Source organism: Janthinobacterium sp. Bl 1 (assembly GCF_058215535.1).
Genome location: NZ_CM177086.1, coordinates 1,626,951 through 1,643,734 on the forward strand (window position 1 = coordinate 1,626,951; position 16,784 = coordinate 1,643,734).

Sequence of the window (16,784 nt, forward strand, 5' to 3'; positions counted from 1 at the left end):
GCCGCATGCCTCCAACACACATGCTCAATGACCATCTCCCCCCATCCGATACCGATGACGGCCAGGCCGGGACCGCCCTGCCTGGCACGGTCACCTTCGCGTATCCGCGCCCGCAGATGGTGCGCGAAAACTGGCAATCGTTGAACGGCGCCTGGCGTTTTACCTTTGACAATGAGCGGCGCTACCGGCTGCCCGATGACGGCATCGACTGGACGCATGACATCATCGTGCCGTTCCCACCGGAATCGCAGGCCAGCGGCGTGGGCGACCGGGGTTTTCACCGCGTTTGCTGGTACCAGCGCGAATTTTTGCTGCAGCCGGGTGGTCCTTGCGTGCTGCTGCATTTCGGCGCCGTCGACTACCATGCGAAGGTATGGCTGAACGGACACGTGGTGGCCGACCACGAGGGGGGCCACACGCCGTTTGTCGCCAACATCAGCCATGCGCTGCTGCCCGACGGGCCGCAGGTGCTGACGGTGCGCGTCGAGGACGATCCGCACGACCTGGCCAAGCCGCGCGGCAAGCAGGACTGGCAGCTGCTGCCCCATTCCATCTGGTATCCGCGCACCACGGGCATCTGGCAAAGCGTGTGGATCGAGCGCGTGGCGGCCACCTATATCGGCAAGCTGCGCTGGACGCCCGTGTTCGAGGGCTACGAGATCGGCTGCGACGTGTTCGCCATGGGCGACTTGCAGAATGACCTCACCGTGGCCGTGCGCATCTGGCATGGCGACAACCTGCTGGCCGACGACCAGTACAAGCTGATCGAAAACGAAGCGAGCCGCAAGATCGCCCTGTCCGACCCCGGCATCGACGATTCGCGCAACGAACTGCTGTGGAGTCCGGAACGGCCCATCCTGCTCGATGCCGAAGTGACCTTGTGGCATGGCGACGCGCTGCTCGATACCGTCAAGTCGTACACGGCGCTGCGTTCGGTGGCCATCAACCGCGACCGTTTCATGCTCAATGGCCGGCCATATCCGCTGCGCCTCGTGCTCGACCAGGGCTACTGGCCCGACACCCTGCTGGCCGCGCCTTCCGACGACGCCCTGCGGCGCGACGTGGAACTGGCCAAGGCCCTGGGTTTCAACGGCGTGCGCAAGCACCAGAAGATCGAAGACCCGCGCTACCTGTACTGGGCCGACCGCCTGGGCTTGCTGGTGTGGGAAGAAATGCCATCGACGTACCGCTTTTCCAGCAAGGCCATCACGCGCATGGTGCGCGAATGGACGGACGTGATCGAACGCGACTACAGCCATCCTTGCATCCTCGTCTGGGTGCCGTTCAACGAATCGTGGGGCGTGCCCAACCTGACGGCCATCCAGGCCCACCGCAACGCCGTCGAGGCGCTGTACCACCTGACGCGCACGCTCGATCCCACGCGCCCCGTGATCGGCAACGACGGCTGGGAAGCGTCGGCCACCGACATTCTCGGCATCCACGATTACGACTGCGATCCGGAACGGCTGCAGGCGCGCTATGCGATCAGCGATTCGGCCCGCACCACCTTGTTCGACCAGCGTCGGCCGGGCGGACGCATCCTCACGCTTGACGGCTTTCCGCACCGGGGCCAGCCCATCGTCCTCACGGAATTTGGCGGCATCGCCTTTGACCGGGAACAGAGCGAATCGGCGGAAACCTGGGGCTATGCGCGCGTGGGCAACGAGGCGGCCTTCCTTGATATTTACCGGCGCCTGATGAACGTCGTCAACACGGCGCAGATGTTCAGCGGTTTTTGCTACACGCAGTTTGCCGACACGTTCCAGGAAACCAATGGTCTGCTGACGGCGGACCGAACGCCGAAGGCCGCGCTGGAGCTGCTCAGCGCGGCCACCCGCAATATCCGGCTCAATTGAACGCAAGCCGGGCCCGGCACGTTTCATCTGGTTCATCACATCAAGAGGAGCAGGCATGGCCGATACCGATGGCGCGGCAGCGCCGTTCCTGACTTACTGGCAGGCGGGCTACGAGGGCGCCGACCACATCACCCATGGCGGCCAGGCGCTGGACATGAACCGCGCCACGGGCCACCTGGACCGGGTGCGCGAAGACTACCTGCTGCTGCGCCAGTTCGGCATCCGCAGCGTGCGCGAAAGCATAGGCTGGCGCCTGGCCGAGCGCGACGGCCAGTTCGATTTTTCCTTCATTGAAGAGCGCGCCGCCGTGGCGCAGGAGCTGGGACTGCAGATCAACTGGACCTTCTGCCACTACGGCTGGCCGCCCGAGCTCGACCTGTTCTCGCCGGACTTCGTGCCGCGCTTTGCCCGCTATTGCCGGGCGGCAGCGCAGTTTCTCGCGCCATATGTGGGTCGCGCGCCCATGTATTCGCCCATCAATGAAATCTCGTTTACCAGCTGGGGCTTGTCGGTGCACATGTTCCAGTGCCTGAATATGTACCGGCCCGATGCGGGCGAGGAAGGCAAGCGGCAGCTGGTGCGCGCCACCGTGGCCGGTTGCGACGCCATCCGTGCCGTCAGCCCGCAGGCGCGCTTCCTGCAATGCGATCCCCTGATCCACGTGACCGCGCCGCCCGGACGCACGGACTGGGTTGCGCAGGCGGCCGCCTGGCGTGCCTCGCAGTTCGAGGCGTGGGACATGCTGTGCGGCCGGCAAGCGCCGGAACTGGGCGGCGCGCCGCGCTATCTGGACTTGATCGGCCTGAACTATTACCACAGCAACCAGTGGGAAAGCGGCAGCAACCTGCGCCTGTGGTGGCACCTGGGCGAGCCGCGCCGCATGCCCCTGCACCAGTTGCTGCTGGAAGTGCAGGCGCGCTACCAGCGGCCGCTGCTGCTGGCCGAAACGAGCCACGTGGGCAGCGGGCGCGGCACCTGGATACGCGACGTGGCCGTCGAGGCGGCGCTGGCCGTCCAGCATGGTGCCGAGCTGCGCGGCGTCTGCATCTATCCCGTGATCGACCGTCCCGACTGGGACGATGCCAGCCACTGGCACCGCAGCGGCCTGTGGGATGTCGGCCTGGACGGCGAAGGGGGAGAGCGGCTGCGGCGCATCCTCGTGCCCCCTTACGCGGCGGCACTACGGCAGGCACAGCGCCTGACCGGACAACTTTGTTCAACGTTTGCCCTGGCAGGGCAGAAAGGAACTGGCATGCGAACCATCATCGTTTTTTCCCATTTACGCTGGAATTTCGTGTATCAGCGTCCGCAACAGCTGCTGTCGCGCCTGGCGCAGTTCTACCGCGTGGTCTTCGTCGAGGAGCCCGTCTGGCACGACGGGCCCGGCACCTTGGAACTGTCCACGCCGGCGCCGAACGTGACCGTGTGCCAGCCCCGCACGGCCGTGCAGGCGCCCGGTTTTCACGACGACCAGCTGGCCGTGCTGCAACCCCTGCTGAGCCAGATCACGCCAGCCGACGATCCTATCGTGTGGTTCTATACGCCGATGGCGCTGCCGCTGCTGCCGGCCCTGCACGCGGATCTGGTCGTGTATGACTGCATGGATGAACTGGCCGCATTCAAGAATGCGCCTCGGCAACTGCTGCAGCGCGAAACGGCCTTGCTGGCGCGCGCCGACCTCGTGTTTGCCGGCGGCCCCAGCCTGTTCGAGGCGAAGCGCACGCGCCACGCGAACGTCCATTGCTTCGCCAGCAGCGTCGATACCGTGCACTTCGAACAGGCGCTGGACCGCCACAATGGCCATCCCGCGCAAGCGGAGATCGGCCGGCCCAGGCTCGGCTATTACGGCGTGATCGACGAGCGTTTCGAGCCGGCCCTGGTGGCGGCGCTGGCCGACGCCCATCCCGAGTGGCAAATCGTGCTGGTCGGCCCCATTCTCAAGATCGACCCGGCCAGCTTGCCGCAGCGGCAGAATATCCATTACCTGGGCCAGCAGCCGTACCAGGCGCTGCCGCACTTCCTGGCCGGCTGGGACGTGTGCCTGCTGCCCTTCGCCAGAAATGAAGCGACCCGCCTCATCAGTCCGACCAAGGTGCTCGAATACATGGCGGCGCAGCTGCCCATCGTCAGCACGTCGATCACCGATGTGGCCGTGCCGTATGGCGACATCGTGGCCATCGCCGATACGCCGGAAGCCTTTGTTGCCGCTTGCGAGGCGGCGCTGGCGGCGATGCCGGAACAGCGCGCGGCGATGGCCGCCAGCATGCGCGCCATCGCCGAGGCTACCTCCTGGGATGCCACGGTGGAGCAGATGCGCACCTTGCTCGACACGACGCCACCGGGGCAGGGCGCACGCCAGCAGGTGCCCGCCGCCAGCACGGCGCAGGCCGCCACACCGGGCGCCTGCGCCGATGTCAACCTCCTGCACCCCCCCGGTGCGCCGCAAGCCGTGGCCTGCGCCATCATCGGCGCCGGCCCGACGGGCCTGAGCGCCGCCTATCACCTGGGCGCCGATACCTTGCTGCTGGATAAAAATGCCGCCGTGGGCGGCTGGTGCCGCTCCATCCAGGACCGGGGTTTTACCTTCGATCACGCGGGCCACATCATGTTTTCCAACGATGACTATGTGCTCGAGATGTACCGCACCTTGCTGGGCGCCAACCTGCATTGGCAAAACCGTGAAGCCTGGGTCTACAGCAAACAGGTCTATACGCGCTATCCTTTCCAGGGAGCGCTGTACGGCTTGCCGCCGGCCGTCATCAAGGAATGCATCGTCGGCGCCGTCGAGGCGCGCTACGGCAAGGCACTGGCCGCACCGGGCCAGGCAGCGGCTGCGGCTTGCGCCGTTGAGGATTGCTGCGCCGACGGCGGCACGGGGCTGGAACAGGTGCATGATGCCGTGGCGGCACCGGCCCAAGCCCAAGCCCAGACCGCGCCCAATTTCGAGCAATTCATCCATCAGGTGTGGGGCAGCGGCATCGCCCGCCATTTCGCTATTCCCTACAACAAGAAATTGTGGACCGTTCCCCTGGCCGAGATGGAAACGTCGTGGCTGGGCGGGCGGGTGCCCTTGCCGAACCTGGAAGAAATCATCGAGGGCGCGCTGGAACCGGTGGCCAAGCCGATGGGCCCAAATGCGCGCTTTGGCTATCCCTTGCGCGGTGGCTTCCAGGCATTGATGTCGGGTTTCCTGCCGCACCTGCAAGGCAAGCTGGAATTGAATGCCGATGTGGTGCAGGTCTTGCCGCGCCAGCACGTGGTCGTGCTGGGTGATGGCCGCCGCTTCCGCTACCAGCACTTGCTCAGCACCATGCCATTGCCGCAGCTCGTGCGCCTGATCGGCGAGCAGGCGCCGCCGCAGGTACAGGCGGCGGCGCGCGCCTTGCGGCATATTTCCGTGCGCTGCGTCAATCTGGGCGTGGCGCGCGAAAACATCAGCGAGAAACACTGGATTTACTATCCGGAAGAGACGATATTCCACCGTATCTTCCTGCAAGGTAATGCCAGCCCCCACTGCAATGCGCCGGGCGGTTTCGGCCTCACGTGCGAGATCAGTTATTCGCCCTGGAAACCGCTGCCGCTCGATGGACAGGCCCTGATTGACCGCTGCGTGGCCGATTGCATCGCGGTGGGCTTGCTGCGCGACGATGACCGCCTGCTGGCCGCCAACCAGGTGGACATGCCTTACGCCTATGTGGTGTACGACCATGCGCGGGCCGCCAACGTGGCGCTGGTGAAGGCATGGCTGTCCACGCAGGACATCGTGCTGGCGGGACGCTACAGCGAGTGGGAATACTACAATTCCGACCACGCCTTCCTGGCCGGGAAAAAAGCGGCGGAACTGATCACCGGGCTGGCGGCAAGCCAGCGCAAGATGGGCATGGTGGAGTAGGTGCTTGTGCCGGGAGCACGGGAAGGGCTCTCCCGGCGCGAGGTAGACACGATGAGCACGACGGACATGAGGGAGACGATGAGGAGGAGGGACTAGCAATAGGCACAACAGTCACCAGGGGCAACCGGCAAGAGACAAGAGGCAAGAGGCAAGAGGCAAAGCAGATGGAATCCTGCCTTGCCTCTTGTCGGTTGCCTGGGCATTGGCGGCGCGGCTGGCCACTGGCGTTCAGTACCCCGAACGCCAGTGGCCAGACGTATCAGTGCATGCCGCGCTGATCCCTGCGCTGATCCCCGATAACGTCAATAGCGCGTCAATAGCGCTGCAGCAAGCCGTTGACTACCTTGACTCTATCGCCGATCTGGTAGCTGGGCTGGGAGTTTTGCATGATGGCCCGCGTGCTGCCGTCGTCCAGGCGCAGGGTGACCCGGTACTGCGTGTTGCCCGAGGTGGTGCCCGCCGTGCCGGAACTGCCCGATTGCATGTCGCTGCTGCCCTGATCCATGCCGCGCGGCACCGGCTCGATCGATTGCACCGTGGCGGAGGCGATGCTCACACCGGTCTGGCTGCCGTCCATATTCATGGCGTTGTTGGCTGTGGAGGTGCGCGCGTCGGCGCTGCCGGTGCCTGCGGTGCCGCTGCTGCCCGTGCTGGTGTCGCTCATGGTGCTGCTGGTGCCGGTGCCGGTCCCGGTGCCGGTGCCGACGCTGCTGCCAACCGATGTGCTGCCCGTCCCGGCCGTATTGCTGTAGCTTTCACCGCTGCGGCCGTTCGTGCTGCTCATGCTGGTGCGGTTCGGATCCGAACTGCAGGCGGCCAGCGTACACAGCAGGCCAGCCAGCGCCATGGTTTTTTTTACTCTCATCTTGTTCTCCTCTTGGTCTGACAAAGTGTTAACCCGGTTTCCAGGGTGTGGCGGAGGTCAGCGTCAGTGGCGCATGCCAGGCATGGCCGCAACTGCTGCTAGTAAGAGAGCAGGAGGACTGAGATGTTCGGTACTTGTTATTTCACATTGAGGTACATCAAGTGCTTCAATTGTCGAGCTTGGTATAAAAGACATTCTTGTGCAGGGCGGGCACGGCGTTCGCGCATTGCCTTGTTCCCCGTTGCTTATCTCAGGAGAATAAATGTCTGCCGATTCCCATAGCGTCAAGCTGATCAATGAGTTGGTGATTGCCGTGTACGGCGCCCCGGGCGCAGCGAACGGGGCGCGCGCCCGCTATGCGCTGACCCAGGCCCTGCATGCCTTGACGAGGCTGTCACGGTCGGAACAGTTGATGGAGATGCAGCGCGATGCGGCGCGTGCAGCGGGAGCGGCCAGCCGGCGCGAGATGCGCACGGTGCTGCGCCGCATCGCCGGCCGGGCGGCAGCGGGCCAGGGCCAGTTGCCGCTGGCGCTAGGCGCCGGCGATGATGCCGCGCCGTGATCAGTCCTGCTGTTTTTTCAGCGCGGCGGCGGCCATGCCGGGCCAGTGAAAGTCCAGTGGCAGCACCACAGCCACGGCGGCCGTGATATCGACCACCCAGTCGCTGACGGCGCCACGGCGGTACGGCAGGAAACTCTGGATGAATTCGTCCAGCGCGCCCATGGCCGCCACCATCAGTACCGATAGCAGCGCCCGGCGCGCCATGCCGCCTGCCGTGCCGCTGAACAGGATCAGTGCCAGCACGCCATAGCCGAAGGAATGCAGCACGCCGCCCGACGCATATTGGCCCACGTCCGCGCGCACGCCGGGGATGTCGCCGATCAGGATCACCAGGGCATACAGCACCAGCGCCGTGCGGTAGCGCAGACGTTCATAGCGGTCGGAAAAACAGAGTTCGAGCAATGGTGCGGGCATGATGCGAGAGGACGGTTGGAAAGGCAGTCACAATATCATGTGCGTGGCGGGCTACCGTGTTTTTGCGCAAGAGCTTGCCGTGCAGGCAAAAAAAAGGCCCGCGGGGGCGCGGGCCAAAAACCCAAATGAAATGGGTCAAGAGTTGAGAGTTGCTCACCATGTCGCGCGCCTTGCCGGCGCTCGCCATGGTCATGAAAGGGGAGTGGTGTGCCATCGCGGCACACCTGTCTGTAGTCAGGCATATCGGTTGCCTGTACAGCAGATGAAGCAAGTATAGGGGGCGAAAATGACGGCCTGATGACACGCCGCAACATTTTTTTGCGGCAGGCAGAATGACCGAAAAAATTGTGCGTCGTGGCAGGAATGGCCATGTTTCAGCATTGATAGCGAAAAAAAAAGCCCGCTGGTGAAAGCGGGCTTAAAACTATTTTCTTGGAGGAGAATAGTGGAGACAGGTGCATTATGCTGCGTCGCACGATATGTGTCTAATGGTCTTTTCAGATAACCATTATCGTTTTTTTATATAACTGCCTCGTCTTGCCCTCATTCCTTCACGGCCACCGTGTAGTTGAGCGCCATGCGCCCGCCATCGACATAGATGGTCTGGCCCGTCATGTAGGTGGCGTCGTCGCTGGCCAGGAAGGCGGCGATGCCGGCCACCTCCTCCGGCTCGCCGCAGCGGCCCAGCGGCGTGCGCGACAATATCGTGTGGCGCGCCTGCGGGCTCGACAGCACCGCCTGCTTGGCCAGTTCCGTCAGGATGGTGCCCGGGCCGATGCCGTTCACGCGTACGCCGTGCGGTGCCAGGTTCAAGGCCATGACCTTGGTCAGCTGGTTGATGGCGCCTTTCGACACCACGTATGGCACCTGGTTCGGGATCGCCAGTTCCGCATTCACGCTGGACATATTGATGATGCAGCCGCTGTTGCGCTTGACCATCTCGCGCGCCACGGCCTGGCCGCACAGGAACATCGATTTCAGGTTGATGCGCATGACCCGGTCGAAATCGTCTTCGCACACGTCGAGGAAATCGGCCGCGTGCGTGACGCCCGCATTGTTGACGAGGATATCGATGTGGCCGAACTGGGCCAACGTTTCCTTCAGCATGGCGTCGACGTCCGCCTTCTGGCTGACGTCGGCGCAAAAGAAGCGTGCCTGCGGTCCGAGGGCGGCGGCCGCCTGCGCGCCTTCTTCCTTGATGTCGACCAACATCACTTGCGCTCCTTCGGCGATCAGGCGGGTGGCGCAAGCCAGGCCGATGCCTTGTGTGGCGCCCGTGACGATGGCGGTTTTATTGATCAGTTTCATGTGTGCTCCTCGGCGAGTAATAGGGGCGCTGCCCAGGCCACGGGCTTGCGCGGCAATGGGCAGATTTTAATCCCTGGACAGGAATCAGAGGAGGATGGGTTCGTTGGGCAACTGGTTGCCGCGCGTACCGTCAGCGGGGAAGTGGCTTTGCAGCAAGGTATTCAACTGCTGCAAGGCATCGAGCGTGCTGTCGTGGTAATTGCCGTCCTTGAAACCCTTGGTCATGGTGCGGCACACGGCTTGCCACTGTTCCGGCGTGATGCGGCGGCCCACGTTGCGGTCGGCAACGATATCGACCTGGTGTTCGGCCAGATTGATATAGATCAGCACGCCAACGTTGTCTTCCGTATCCCACACGCCATACTGGGCGAACAGTTCGCGCGCCCGTTCGCGGTTGCTCACGCCCTGGTAGGCCATGCCTGGCGTCAGGGCCGCTTCGACGATCAGGCGCACTTCCGCCCGGTGCATCGTTTCACCGTCGGCGATGGCCGTCTCGATGGCTTTCAGGGTGCGTTCCGGAAACGCCTGGCGCGCCGTTGCCGGCGTGCCCCGCAAATGTTTCAAGGCGCGTCCGCAGCGCTGTCCGAATGTCAGTTGTTTCGTCATTACCAATCTCCCGAGGCGCCGCCGCCGTCAAATCCGCCGCCGCCGCCACCGAAACCACCGCCGCCACCGCCAAAACCACCTCCGCCGCCGAAGCCGCCACCGCCGCCCCGGTTGTTCAGGGCCTGGCTGAGGATGCTGCCCAGCACGACGCCGGTGGCGCCGCTGGACCAGTTGCTGCCGCGCTGCAGGCGGTTAGGCCCGCCGCGCGAACGGAACAGGGTCAGCACGACGAGGAAGCCGAAGAACAGCAGCGGCAGCCAGAAGGTCATGCCGCCCGCGTCCACCGTGGCCGGCGCTTTCTGCTGGGCCGGGGCGGGGAATTGCTCCTGGTTCAGCAGGGTGGCAATTGACCCCACGCCGGCGACCAGGCCGCCGTAATAGTCGTTCTGCTTGAAATGCGGGGCGATCACGTCCTGCAGGATGCGTTTCGATTGCGCATCAGTCAGCACGCCCTGCACGCCGCGGCCCGCCTCGATGCGCAGGCGGCGCAAGGACGATGGATTGTCCTTCGCCACCATCAGCAGCACGCCGTCATCGACGCCCTTGCGGCCCAGCTTCCAGGCATCCGTCACGCGGATGCTGTATTGCTCGATGGCTTCCGGTTCCGTGCTCTTGACCAGCAGCACGGCGATCTGGCTGCCCGTCTTGGCTTCGTAATCGGCCAGCACGCCTTCCAGCGCCGCCTTTTGCTTGGCGTCGAGCATGCCGGCGTTGTCCGTCACGCGCGCCGCCAGCGGCGGCACGGGTGCAAGACCCTGTGCGCCGGCTGGCAGGCTCGTCCACAGCAGCAGCGCCGTCGCCAGCGCCGCCAGATAAGACCAGGCTTTCATCTTATTTGCCAAAGTTGACGGTCGGCGCGGTCGAGATGGCTTTTTCGTTTTCCACCGTGAACGATGGCTTGACCTTGTAGCCGAAGACCATGGCCGTCAGGTTGTTCGGGAAGCTGCGCGCATGCACGTTGTAATCCTGCACGGCAACGATGTAGCGCTGGCGCGCCACGGTGATGCGGTTTTCCGTGCCTTCGAGCTGCGACTGCAAATCGCGGAAGCTGGTGTCAGCCTTCAGGTCAGGGTATTTCTCGGACACCACCATCAGGCGCGACAGGGCCGACGACAGCTGCCCCTGCACTTGCTGGAATTTCTCGAACGCGGCCGGGTCGTTCAGCACTTCGGGCGTGATCTGGAAACTGGTGGCGGCGGCGCGCGCCTTGGTCACCGCTTCCAGGGTTTCGCGTTCGTGCGTGGCATAGCCCTTGACGGTGTTGACCAGGTTGGGAATCAGGTCGGCGCGGCGCTGGTACTGGTTGACCACTTCGCCCCAGGCGGCCTTGGTGGCTTCATCCTTGCTCTGGAATTCGTTGTAGCCGCAGCCCGTCAGGATGCCGGCCAGGACGGTGACGCTCAGGGCCAGGCGCAGCCATTTGGTGAATTGATTGATGATTTGCATGATGGGTTCCGTGCAGAGTAAAGGAGGTGAGGCAAATATACCTGAAACGGCCCGCAATGTCGGTTTAATAAGCGCCGGCCGCGGCCCTTGGCTGCCTTCCCACGTCCATGCCGCGTTACAATACGGGGTTTGCAACTGAATATAGAGAAGGTGTGCCGTGAATTTCATCAATAAATTATCCGCCGCGTGGACGGCCAATAATTCCCTGCTGTGCGTGGGCCTGGACCCGGACCTGGCGAAACTGCCGGCCGAACTGCGCGACTTGCCTGATGGAATCACCACCTTTTGCACGCGCATCATCGACGCCACGGCCGACCTGGCCTGCGCCTTCAAGCCGCAGATCGCCTATTTTGCCGCGCTGGGCGCGGAAAAGCAGCTGGAAGACATCTGCCGCTACGTGCGCGAGAATTACCCGCACATCCCGCTGATCCTCGACGCGAAACGGGGCGACATCGGCGCGACAGCCACGCAATATGCGCGCGAAGCGTTCGAGCGCTACGGCGCCGACGCCGTCACCGTGAACCCCTACATGGGCGAGGATTCGCTCGATCCCTACCTGGCGTGGAAAGACCGCGGCGTGATCATCCTGTGCCGCACTTCGAACCCGGGCGGCTCGGACCTGCAATTCCTGAATACGGACGGCGAACCGCTGTACCAGCGCGTGGCGCGCCTGGTGGCCGATAAGTGGAACAAGAACGGCCAGTGTGCGCTCGTCGTCGGCGCCACCTTCCCTGAAGAACTGGCGCAGGTGCGCGCCATCGTCGGCGACATGCCGCTGCTGGTGCCCGGCATCGGCGCCCAGGGCGGCGACATCGCCGCTACCGTCGGCGCAGGCCAGACGGCCAAGGGCATGGGCATGATGATCAGCTCGTCGCGCGCCATCATCTACGCCACGCCGCAAGCGGATGAAGACTGGGCCGACGCAGCGCGCCGCGTGGCGATCGAGACGCGCGATGCGATCAATCAACACCGTTCGGTTTAAGCACTATCCATAAAAAATGTAGGTCGGGTTAGGCCAGCGGCCGTAATCCGACAACACCGGTAACGTCGACAATGTTGTCGGATTACGCGGGCCTTCGGCCCGCTMATCCGACCTACCGGTTTGGTTAGGTCGACTAATCGCGCATGGGCGCCACCATCTCCGCGTAATCGTACAACTCTCCCAGAATTTCCTCACCCCGCTCATCGACCGATTCCGACAGCACGTCGATTTCCGTAAACAGCATTTCGATGGTGCGGGCGCCGCCGTCGCCGTCGAACAGGCGGGCGGCGCGGTGCTGTTCCCAGCGCAGGCTTTCCGCTTCGCTCAGGGTTTGCGGGAAATTGCGGGCGCGGTAGCGGAACAGCAATTCCTGCAGGCGTTCGTCGGCAAACGAGGGGCGGGCCGTGGCCAGCTTGGCCGGCGTTTCGCGGCGCAAGGATTCGAGCAGGCGGCGGTCGTCGTTGCTGACAAAACCGTTATACAGATCCTCATCCACGTCCAGCGCCACATTCGCGCCCGGGCGCTGGAACACTTCGGCCCAGATCGCGTCCATGTTCGGCGCCGTGGCGGCGAATTGCGCGTTGACCTTCGCCGCGTCCACGTCGATGCCCCATTGCGCGGCCATGGCCGGCGACAAGGTTTTCAGGTTGCCGACCAGCATGGGCGACTTGTTCAGGTGCACGCTTTTCACGGGCAGGCGCGTCATGCCTTCGGGCATGGCTTCCTTGCGCGTGAACAGCCGCGTGCGGATGGTGTCGGCGTCCAGCTGGAACAGTTCGCGCGGGTCGTAGGCGCAATCCCAGACGAGAATCTCGTTCTTGTTGCTCGGGTGCGTGGCCAGCGGCCAGACGACGCCCACGCAGCCCCGTTCGGCGGGGAACATGCCCGACACGTGCAGGAAAGGCTGGCGCTCGCCGGCGGCCAGGTGCATGCCCATTTCGCTGGCGACCCGGTCCTTCTTGTGCAGCGCCAGGCAGAATTCGAACAGTTTCGGCTGTTTCTGCTTGATCAGGCGGGTCAGGGCGATGGTGGCGCGCACGTCGGACAACGCATCGTGCGCCGCTTCGTGGGCCAGGCCGTTGGCCTTGCTCAAGTGTTCCAGTTTAAAACTGGTCTGGCCATCGTCGCGCTTTGGCCATTGAATGCCTTCCGGGCGCAGCGCATGCGTCATGCGCACCACGTCGAGGATGTCCCAGCGGCCGCAATGGTTTTTCCATTCGCGCGCGTACGGGTCGATCAGGTTGCGCCAGAACAGGAAACGCGTGACTTCATCGTCGAAACGGATGGTGTTGTAGCCCACGCCGATGGTGCCCGGCTCCGAAAAGGCCGCTTCGATGGTGGCGGCAAACTGGTGTTCGGGCACGCCCAGCTGCAGACACTGCTGCGGCGTGATGCCCGTGATCAGGCACGATTGCGGGTCGGGCAGGAAATCATTAGCAGGCTGGCAATACAGCATGATCGGTTCGCCGATCTCGTTGAGCTCGGCATCCGTGCGGATGGCGGCGAACTGGGCCGGGCGGTCGCGGCGCGGCTGGGCGCCAAAGGTTTCGTAGTCGTGCCAAAGAAAGGTCTGGTTAGTCATTGATGGTCATTACTTGGTTGCTTGATTGGTTATCCGGGCCGTAAACGCGCCGCTGCTACAGTTTTCTGAAAACCTGCCGATACTACACGAGAGGATGGTCATCATCGCGTTTCCCGCATGGTGGCATACATTGCCCGTTCAAGGAGGTCTATCATGTCAATTCCCATCGCCGCAGGCGGCAATTCCAACCCTTCCGTGACTTCCGTCAGTACGGGTGTTGCCGGCAAGGACGAGAAAGTCCAGCAAAAGGACGGCGTCAACGCTGAAATGAGCGTCAACGACCGGACGAAGCTGCAATTGAACGCTTCCATCATGCAGGCGTCGCTGAACGTGTCGATCGGTTCCGAGAATGAGCCGCTGGCGCTGCTGTACAAGACGGCCATCACCAACATCAATGAAGCGCTGAAGGGCCAGTACGGCGACGATGCAATCCAGAACGCGGCGTCGCAGGACAATAGCGCCGAAGCGACGGCGAGCCGCATTGTATCGCTGTCGACTGGTTTTTTTGACGCCTTCAAGAAACAGAATCCCGACCTGGATGACGATGCGGCCCTGACCAAGTTCATGGATACCATCAGCGGCGGCATGGAAAAAGGCTTCAAGGAAGCGCGCGATATCCTGGAAGGCTTGAAAGTGTTGAAAGGCGATATCGCCGGCAATATCGACAAGACGTATGAACTGGTGCAGAAGGGATATGCGGATTTCATCGCCGCGCACAGCAGCAAGAAGGATGAGGCCGCCAAGCCGGATGCGACCAAGCCGGCCGACAGCAAGGCCGCCTGATCTACAGCATGACTTGGTTGCGTCCGCCTGCCTTCGCGCGGTACAGCGCCGCGTCGGCGGCCGCGATCAGCGCATGGTCGTCCTGTTCGGCCGCCAGGCTGGACACGCCGAACGAGCCCGTGATGTGCGGCAGCGCGCTGCGCATGTCGGCGAAGATGACGGCTTGCTGCATCCGTTCGCACAGGCGTTCGGCCACCCGCAGGGCCACGTGTTCGTTGGTATCGGGCAAGATCACCATCATTTCCTCGCCACCATAGCGCACGGCAAAATCCGTGGGCCGCAGGGCCGCGCCCAGCACTTGCGCGGCGATGCGCAGCGCCTGGTCGCCCGCCTGGTGGCCGTGCGTGTCGTTGAAACGCTTGAAATGGTCGAGGTCTATCATCACTAGCGACAGCGGCGAGGCACTGGCGTGGGCCGTGACGATCATGTTCGGCAGTAAATCCGTCAGCCAGGCGCGGTTGTACAAGCCCGTCAGGCTGTCGACCATCGACAACTGGCGGTAGAATTCGCCCAGTTTCTGGCGGCGGCGCAGCAGGGCATTGGCGGCGCGGATGCGGAAGGACAGCAGCCGCAGCAGGTTGCGCGCCAGGCCGTTCGATTGCTCGATCAATTCCCAGACGACGGCCGCGTCGATCACCAGCAGGTCGGTTTCTTCCAGGGCGGAAATGGCGGCCAGGTTGCTCGCTTCATCGAGCACCGATTGTTCGCCCACGCTTTCGCCGGGCAAGACCTTGCTGACGGTGCCGTCATCCATGCCCGTGTGGATGTCGGCGGCCACGGCCAGCGAACCGCGCAGGACGATATACAGGCAAGTACCCTGTGTGTCGGCAATGGCTTCGCCCGCTTCGAGGCGCATGACGGGGCAGGGCGCCAGCATGGCGGCCGTCTGGCTATCCGCCCCATCGCGAAATAACTGTAAATCGCCGATGTTGCAGCCTGAAGCGCCGAAGTTGCCGATCTGTTCCACAATCACACTTTCAAAAAGCCGGCGCGCGCGAGCAGGGGGCCGGTAGCTTCATGATAGCGTAAAGCGGCCTTGGCTGTAACGGCAAAGGCTTGCTTGATGTCACTTACTGTGAGAAATACGACAATTATTTCATTGCGGTGTTAATACGCCGGAATGCTTGCTGTTTTGCTATGGATGTTGTCGCGCAGGAAGACGAGTCCAGATGTGCAAAGGCAGCCTTGAACGGCTGCCTCAGTCTCTGGAAATCCTGCAGGTGGGGAGTTACTCGGCGGTTTCTTCCGCTTCGGCCGTATCGATCACGGCATTCTTGCCGGTGGCGTGGCGCTTGCTGTCTTGCAGGCGGCCCAGGGCGCTATCGATGGCGCGTTTCAGTTTGTCGGTGGCGCCGGCAACGGATTGATGCACGGTGGCGTTCTGTTCGGTCACGGCAATCGGTTGATAACCAGCAACGCGTGCTTCCATGACGCAGCGGATATCGTCGGCGCCGCCTTTCGGGCCATTCGTGTCGCTGATGTGGACTTCGATGCGGGTCAGGTTGTCGCGGAAGCGGCTCAGTGCGCTTTCAAGTACGGATTGCACATGTTCGTTCAGTCCAGCGGTGTTGGCGATGGTGCTGTCGGTATGAATATTGATTTGCATATGCTTACTCCTGTCAATTCAAAAAAAACCCATCTCAGGCGTGCTGCGGCCTGGTTGCTGCCCCATGCACATGACCTCTGTGCATGGAACTTATCTTACTCCTCTTTCCAGTATTTCAAGAGGGTGCGCACGATTAAGATGAGCTTAACCCTTCAGCCAGGTCAAGTTTCCACCATGAAATTATTTCAACCATTGATCAGACCGGCGGCGATATTGATCGACAGCCCCAGCACGACCAGGTTGAAGAAAAAGCTCAGCACGGATTGCCCCAGCACGATCTGGCGCATCATGCGCGTCTGCACGGAAACGTCCGACGTTTGCACGGCCACGGCGATGGTGAAAGCGAAATACAGAAAATCCCAGTAATCGGGGTTTTGCTCGTCGTCGGGAAACTTCAGGGGGCGCAGCGCGGGGTCGGCCTGGTAATACAGGTGGGCATAGTGGAAGCAGAACAGGGTGCCGACGAGGAACCAGGAACCGACCAGGGTGGCGATCGTCAAGCCGTAGTGCAGCGCGCGCTCGTCCGGCGCCAGGTCTTTCATCGAAGACAGCTGCGAGACGATGGCCACCAGGCTCATCACGGAAGCGATGGACAGGGCCGACAAGACTGTTGCCGCCCGCTCGTCCTGGCGCGCCGCCATCATTTTCACGCGGTGGTGGTTGGCGCGCATCATCATCCAGGCCATCGTCGCCAGGTAGAACCAGACGGCCACGTTCCACGCCGTCAGCAAACGCGTCATCTGTTGCCACGATGCGGGCAGCAGCAGGCCGGCTGCCACGCCGATGGCCGTGGCCATGCTCAGGTGGGGGCGGCTGCGGATGAAGCTGTGGAACGGAAGCGTGATTTTCATGGTGCCAGGGTTCGTCAGTGGCGATAGCGCA

General features: G+C 63.1%; 15 protein-coding genes. 5 read left to right on the forward strand and 10 right to left on the reverse strand.

Translation table 11 applies throughout. From position 1 onward, the window contains the following. Positions 1–116: 116 nt before the first annotated feature. On the forward strand, positions 117–1,856 hold the full coding sequence (locus tag AC4BCN_RS07285; protein WP_456151043.1) for a glycoside hydrolase family 2 protein: 1,740 nt from the start codon (positions 117–119) through the stop codon (positions 1,854–1,856). A gap of 55 nt (positions 1,857–1,911) precedes the next feature. Next, positions 1,912–5,748 carry an NAD(P)-binding protein gene (locus AC4BCN_RS07290; RefSeq protein WP_490492899.1) on the forward strand — a complete coding sequence of 1,279 codons (3,837 nt, stop codon included), beginning with the start codon at positions 1,912–1,914 and terminating at the stop codon, positions 5,746–5,748. Positions 5,749–6,061: 313 nt separating this feature from the next. Here AC4BCN_RS07290 and AC4BCN_RS07295 read toward each other — a convergent pair whose 3' ends face one another. Further along, complete coding sequence (locus AC4BCN_RS07295) at positions 6,062–6,613, reverse strand: hypothetical protein (protein WP_490492900.1); 552 nt, start codon at positions 6,611–6,613, stop codon at positions 6,062–6,064. A 262-nt stretch (positions 6,614–6,875) separates the two neighbouring features. Here AC4BCN_RS07295 and AC4BCN_RS07300 point away from each other — a divergent pair, with 262 nt between their 5' ends. Next, the gene (locus AC4BCN_RS07300; protein ID WP_485882329.1) at positions 6,876–7,175 is read left to right on the forward strand and encodes a hypothetical protein; all 300 of its coding nucleotides are present in this window, start codon (positions 6,876–6,878) and stop codon (positions 7,173–7,175) included. On the opposite strand, the gene AC4BCN_RS07305 is transcribed toward AC4BCN_RS07300, so the two are convergent. From AC4BCN_RS07305 to AC4BCN_RS07325, 5 genes are all read right to left on the reverse strand, one after another. Beyond that, on the reverse strand, positions 7,176–7,589 hold the full coding sequence (locus tag AC4BCN_RS07305) for a VanZ family protein (RefSeq protein ID WP_490492901.1): 414 nt from the start codon (positions 7,587–7,589) through the stop codon (positions 7,176–7,178). It lies immediately after the preceding gene. A gap of 543 nt (positions 7,590–8,132) precedes the next feature. Beyond that, the gene (locus AC4BCN_RS07310; protein ID WP_139090231.1) at positions 8,133–8,897 is read right to left on the reverse strand and encodes an SDR family NAD(P)-dependent oxidoreductase; all 765 of its coding nucleotides are present in this window, start codon (positions 8,895–8,897) and stop codon (positions 8,133–8,135) included. Between the two features lie 84 nt (positions 8,898–8,981). Continuing rightward, a complete protein-coding gene (locus AC4BCN_RS07315) occupies positions 8,982–9,503 on the reverse strand; it encodes a TPM domain-containing protein (RefSeq protein ID WP_139090232.1) in 522 nt (173 codons plus the stop codon). Continuing rightward, on the reverse strand, positions 9,503–10,333 hold the full coding sequence (locus AC4BCN_RS07320) for a TPM domain-containing protein (protein WP_490492902.1): 831 nt from the start codon (positions 10,331–10,333) through the stop codon (positions 9,503–9,505). The genes AC4BCN_RS07315 and AC4BCN_RS07320 overlap by 1 nt, the downstream gene beginning before the upstream one ends. 1 nt (position 10,334) lies before the next feature. Then, positions 10,335–10,949 carry a LemA family protein gene (locus tag AC4BCN_RS07325; protein ID WP_485882320.1) on the reverse strand — a complete coding sequence of 205 codons (615 nt, stop codon included), beginning with the start codon at positions 10,947–10,949 and terminating at the stop codon, positions 10,335–10,337. Between the two features lie 157 nt (positions 10,950–11,106). On the opposite strand from AC4BCN_RS07325, the gene pyrF reads away from it, so the two are divergent. After that, positions 11,107–11,931: an orotidine-5'-phosphate decarboxylase gene (gene pyrF, locus AC4BCN_RS07330; protein WP_485882318.1), complete on the forward strand. Its 825-nt coding sequence runs from the start codon at positions 11,107–11,109 to the stop codon at positions 11,929–11,931. A gap of 133 nt (positions 11,932–12,064) precedes the next feature. On the opposite strand, the gene sbcB is transcribed toward pyrF, so the two are convergent. After that, positions 12,065–13,513, reverse strand: a complete 1,449-nt coding sequence (gene sbcB, locus AC4BCN_RS07335; RefSeq protein ID WP_490492903.1) for an exodeoxyribonuclease I — start codon at positions 13,511–13,513, stop codon at positions 12,065–12,067. Positions 13,514–13,666: 153 nt separating this feature from the next. Here sbcB and AC4BCN_RS07340 point away from each other — a divergent pair, with 153 nt between their 5' ends. Continuing rightward, positions 13,667–14,296, forward strand: coding sequence for a DUF5610 domain-containing protein (locus tag AC4BCN_RS07340; RefSeq protein ID WP_490492904.1), 630 nt, complete (start codon positions 13,667–13,669; stop codon positions 14,294–14,296). A gap of 1 nt (position 14,297) precedes the next feature. On the opposite strand, the gene AC4BCN_RS07345 is transcribed toward AC4BCN_RS07340, so the two are convergent. From AC4BCN_RS07345 to AC4BCN_RS07355, 3 genes are all read right to left on the reverse strand, one after another. Further along, on the reverse strand, positions 14,298–15,263 hold the full coding sequence (locus AC4BCN_RS07345; RefSeq protein WP_128140368.1) for a GGDEF domain-containing protein: 966 nt from the start codon (positions 15,261–15,263) through the stop codon (positions 14,298–14,300). 261 nt (positions 15,264–15,524) lie between these two features. Next, positions 15,525–15,902 (reverse strand): HPF/RaiA family ribosome-associated protein, encoded by a 378-nt coding sequence (locus AC4BCN_RS07350; protein ID WP_070221366.1) that lies wholly within the window; start codon positions 15,900–15,902, stop codon positions 15,525–15,527. 185 nt (positions 15,903–16,087) lie between these two features. Next, positions 16,088–16,753, reverse strand: coding sequence for a DUF1345 domain-containing protein (locus AC4BCN_RS07355; RefSeq protein WP_490492905.1), 666 nt, complete (start codon positions 16,751–16,753; stop codon positions 16,088–16,090). Between the last annotated feature and the right edge of the window lie 31 nt (positions 16,754–16,784).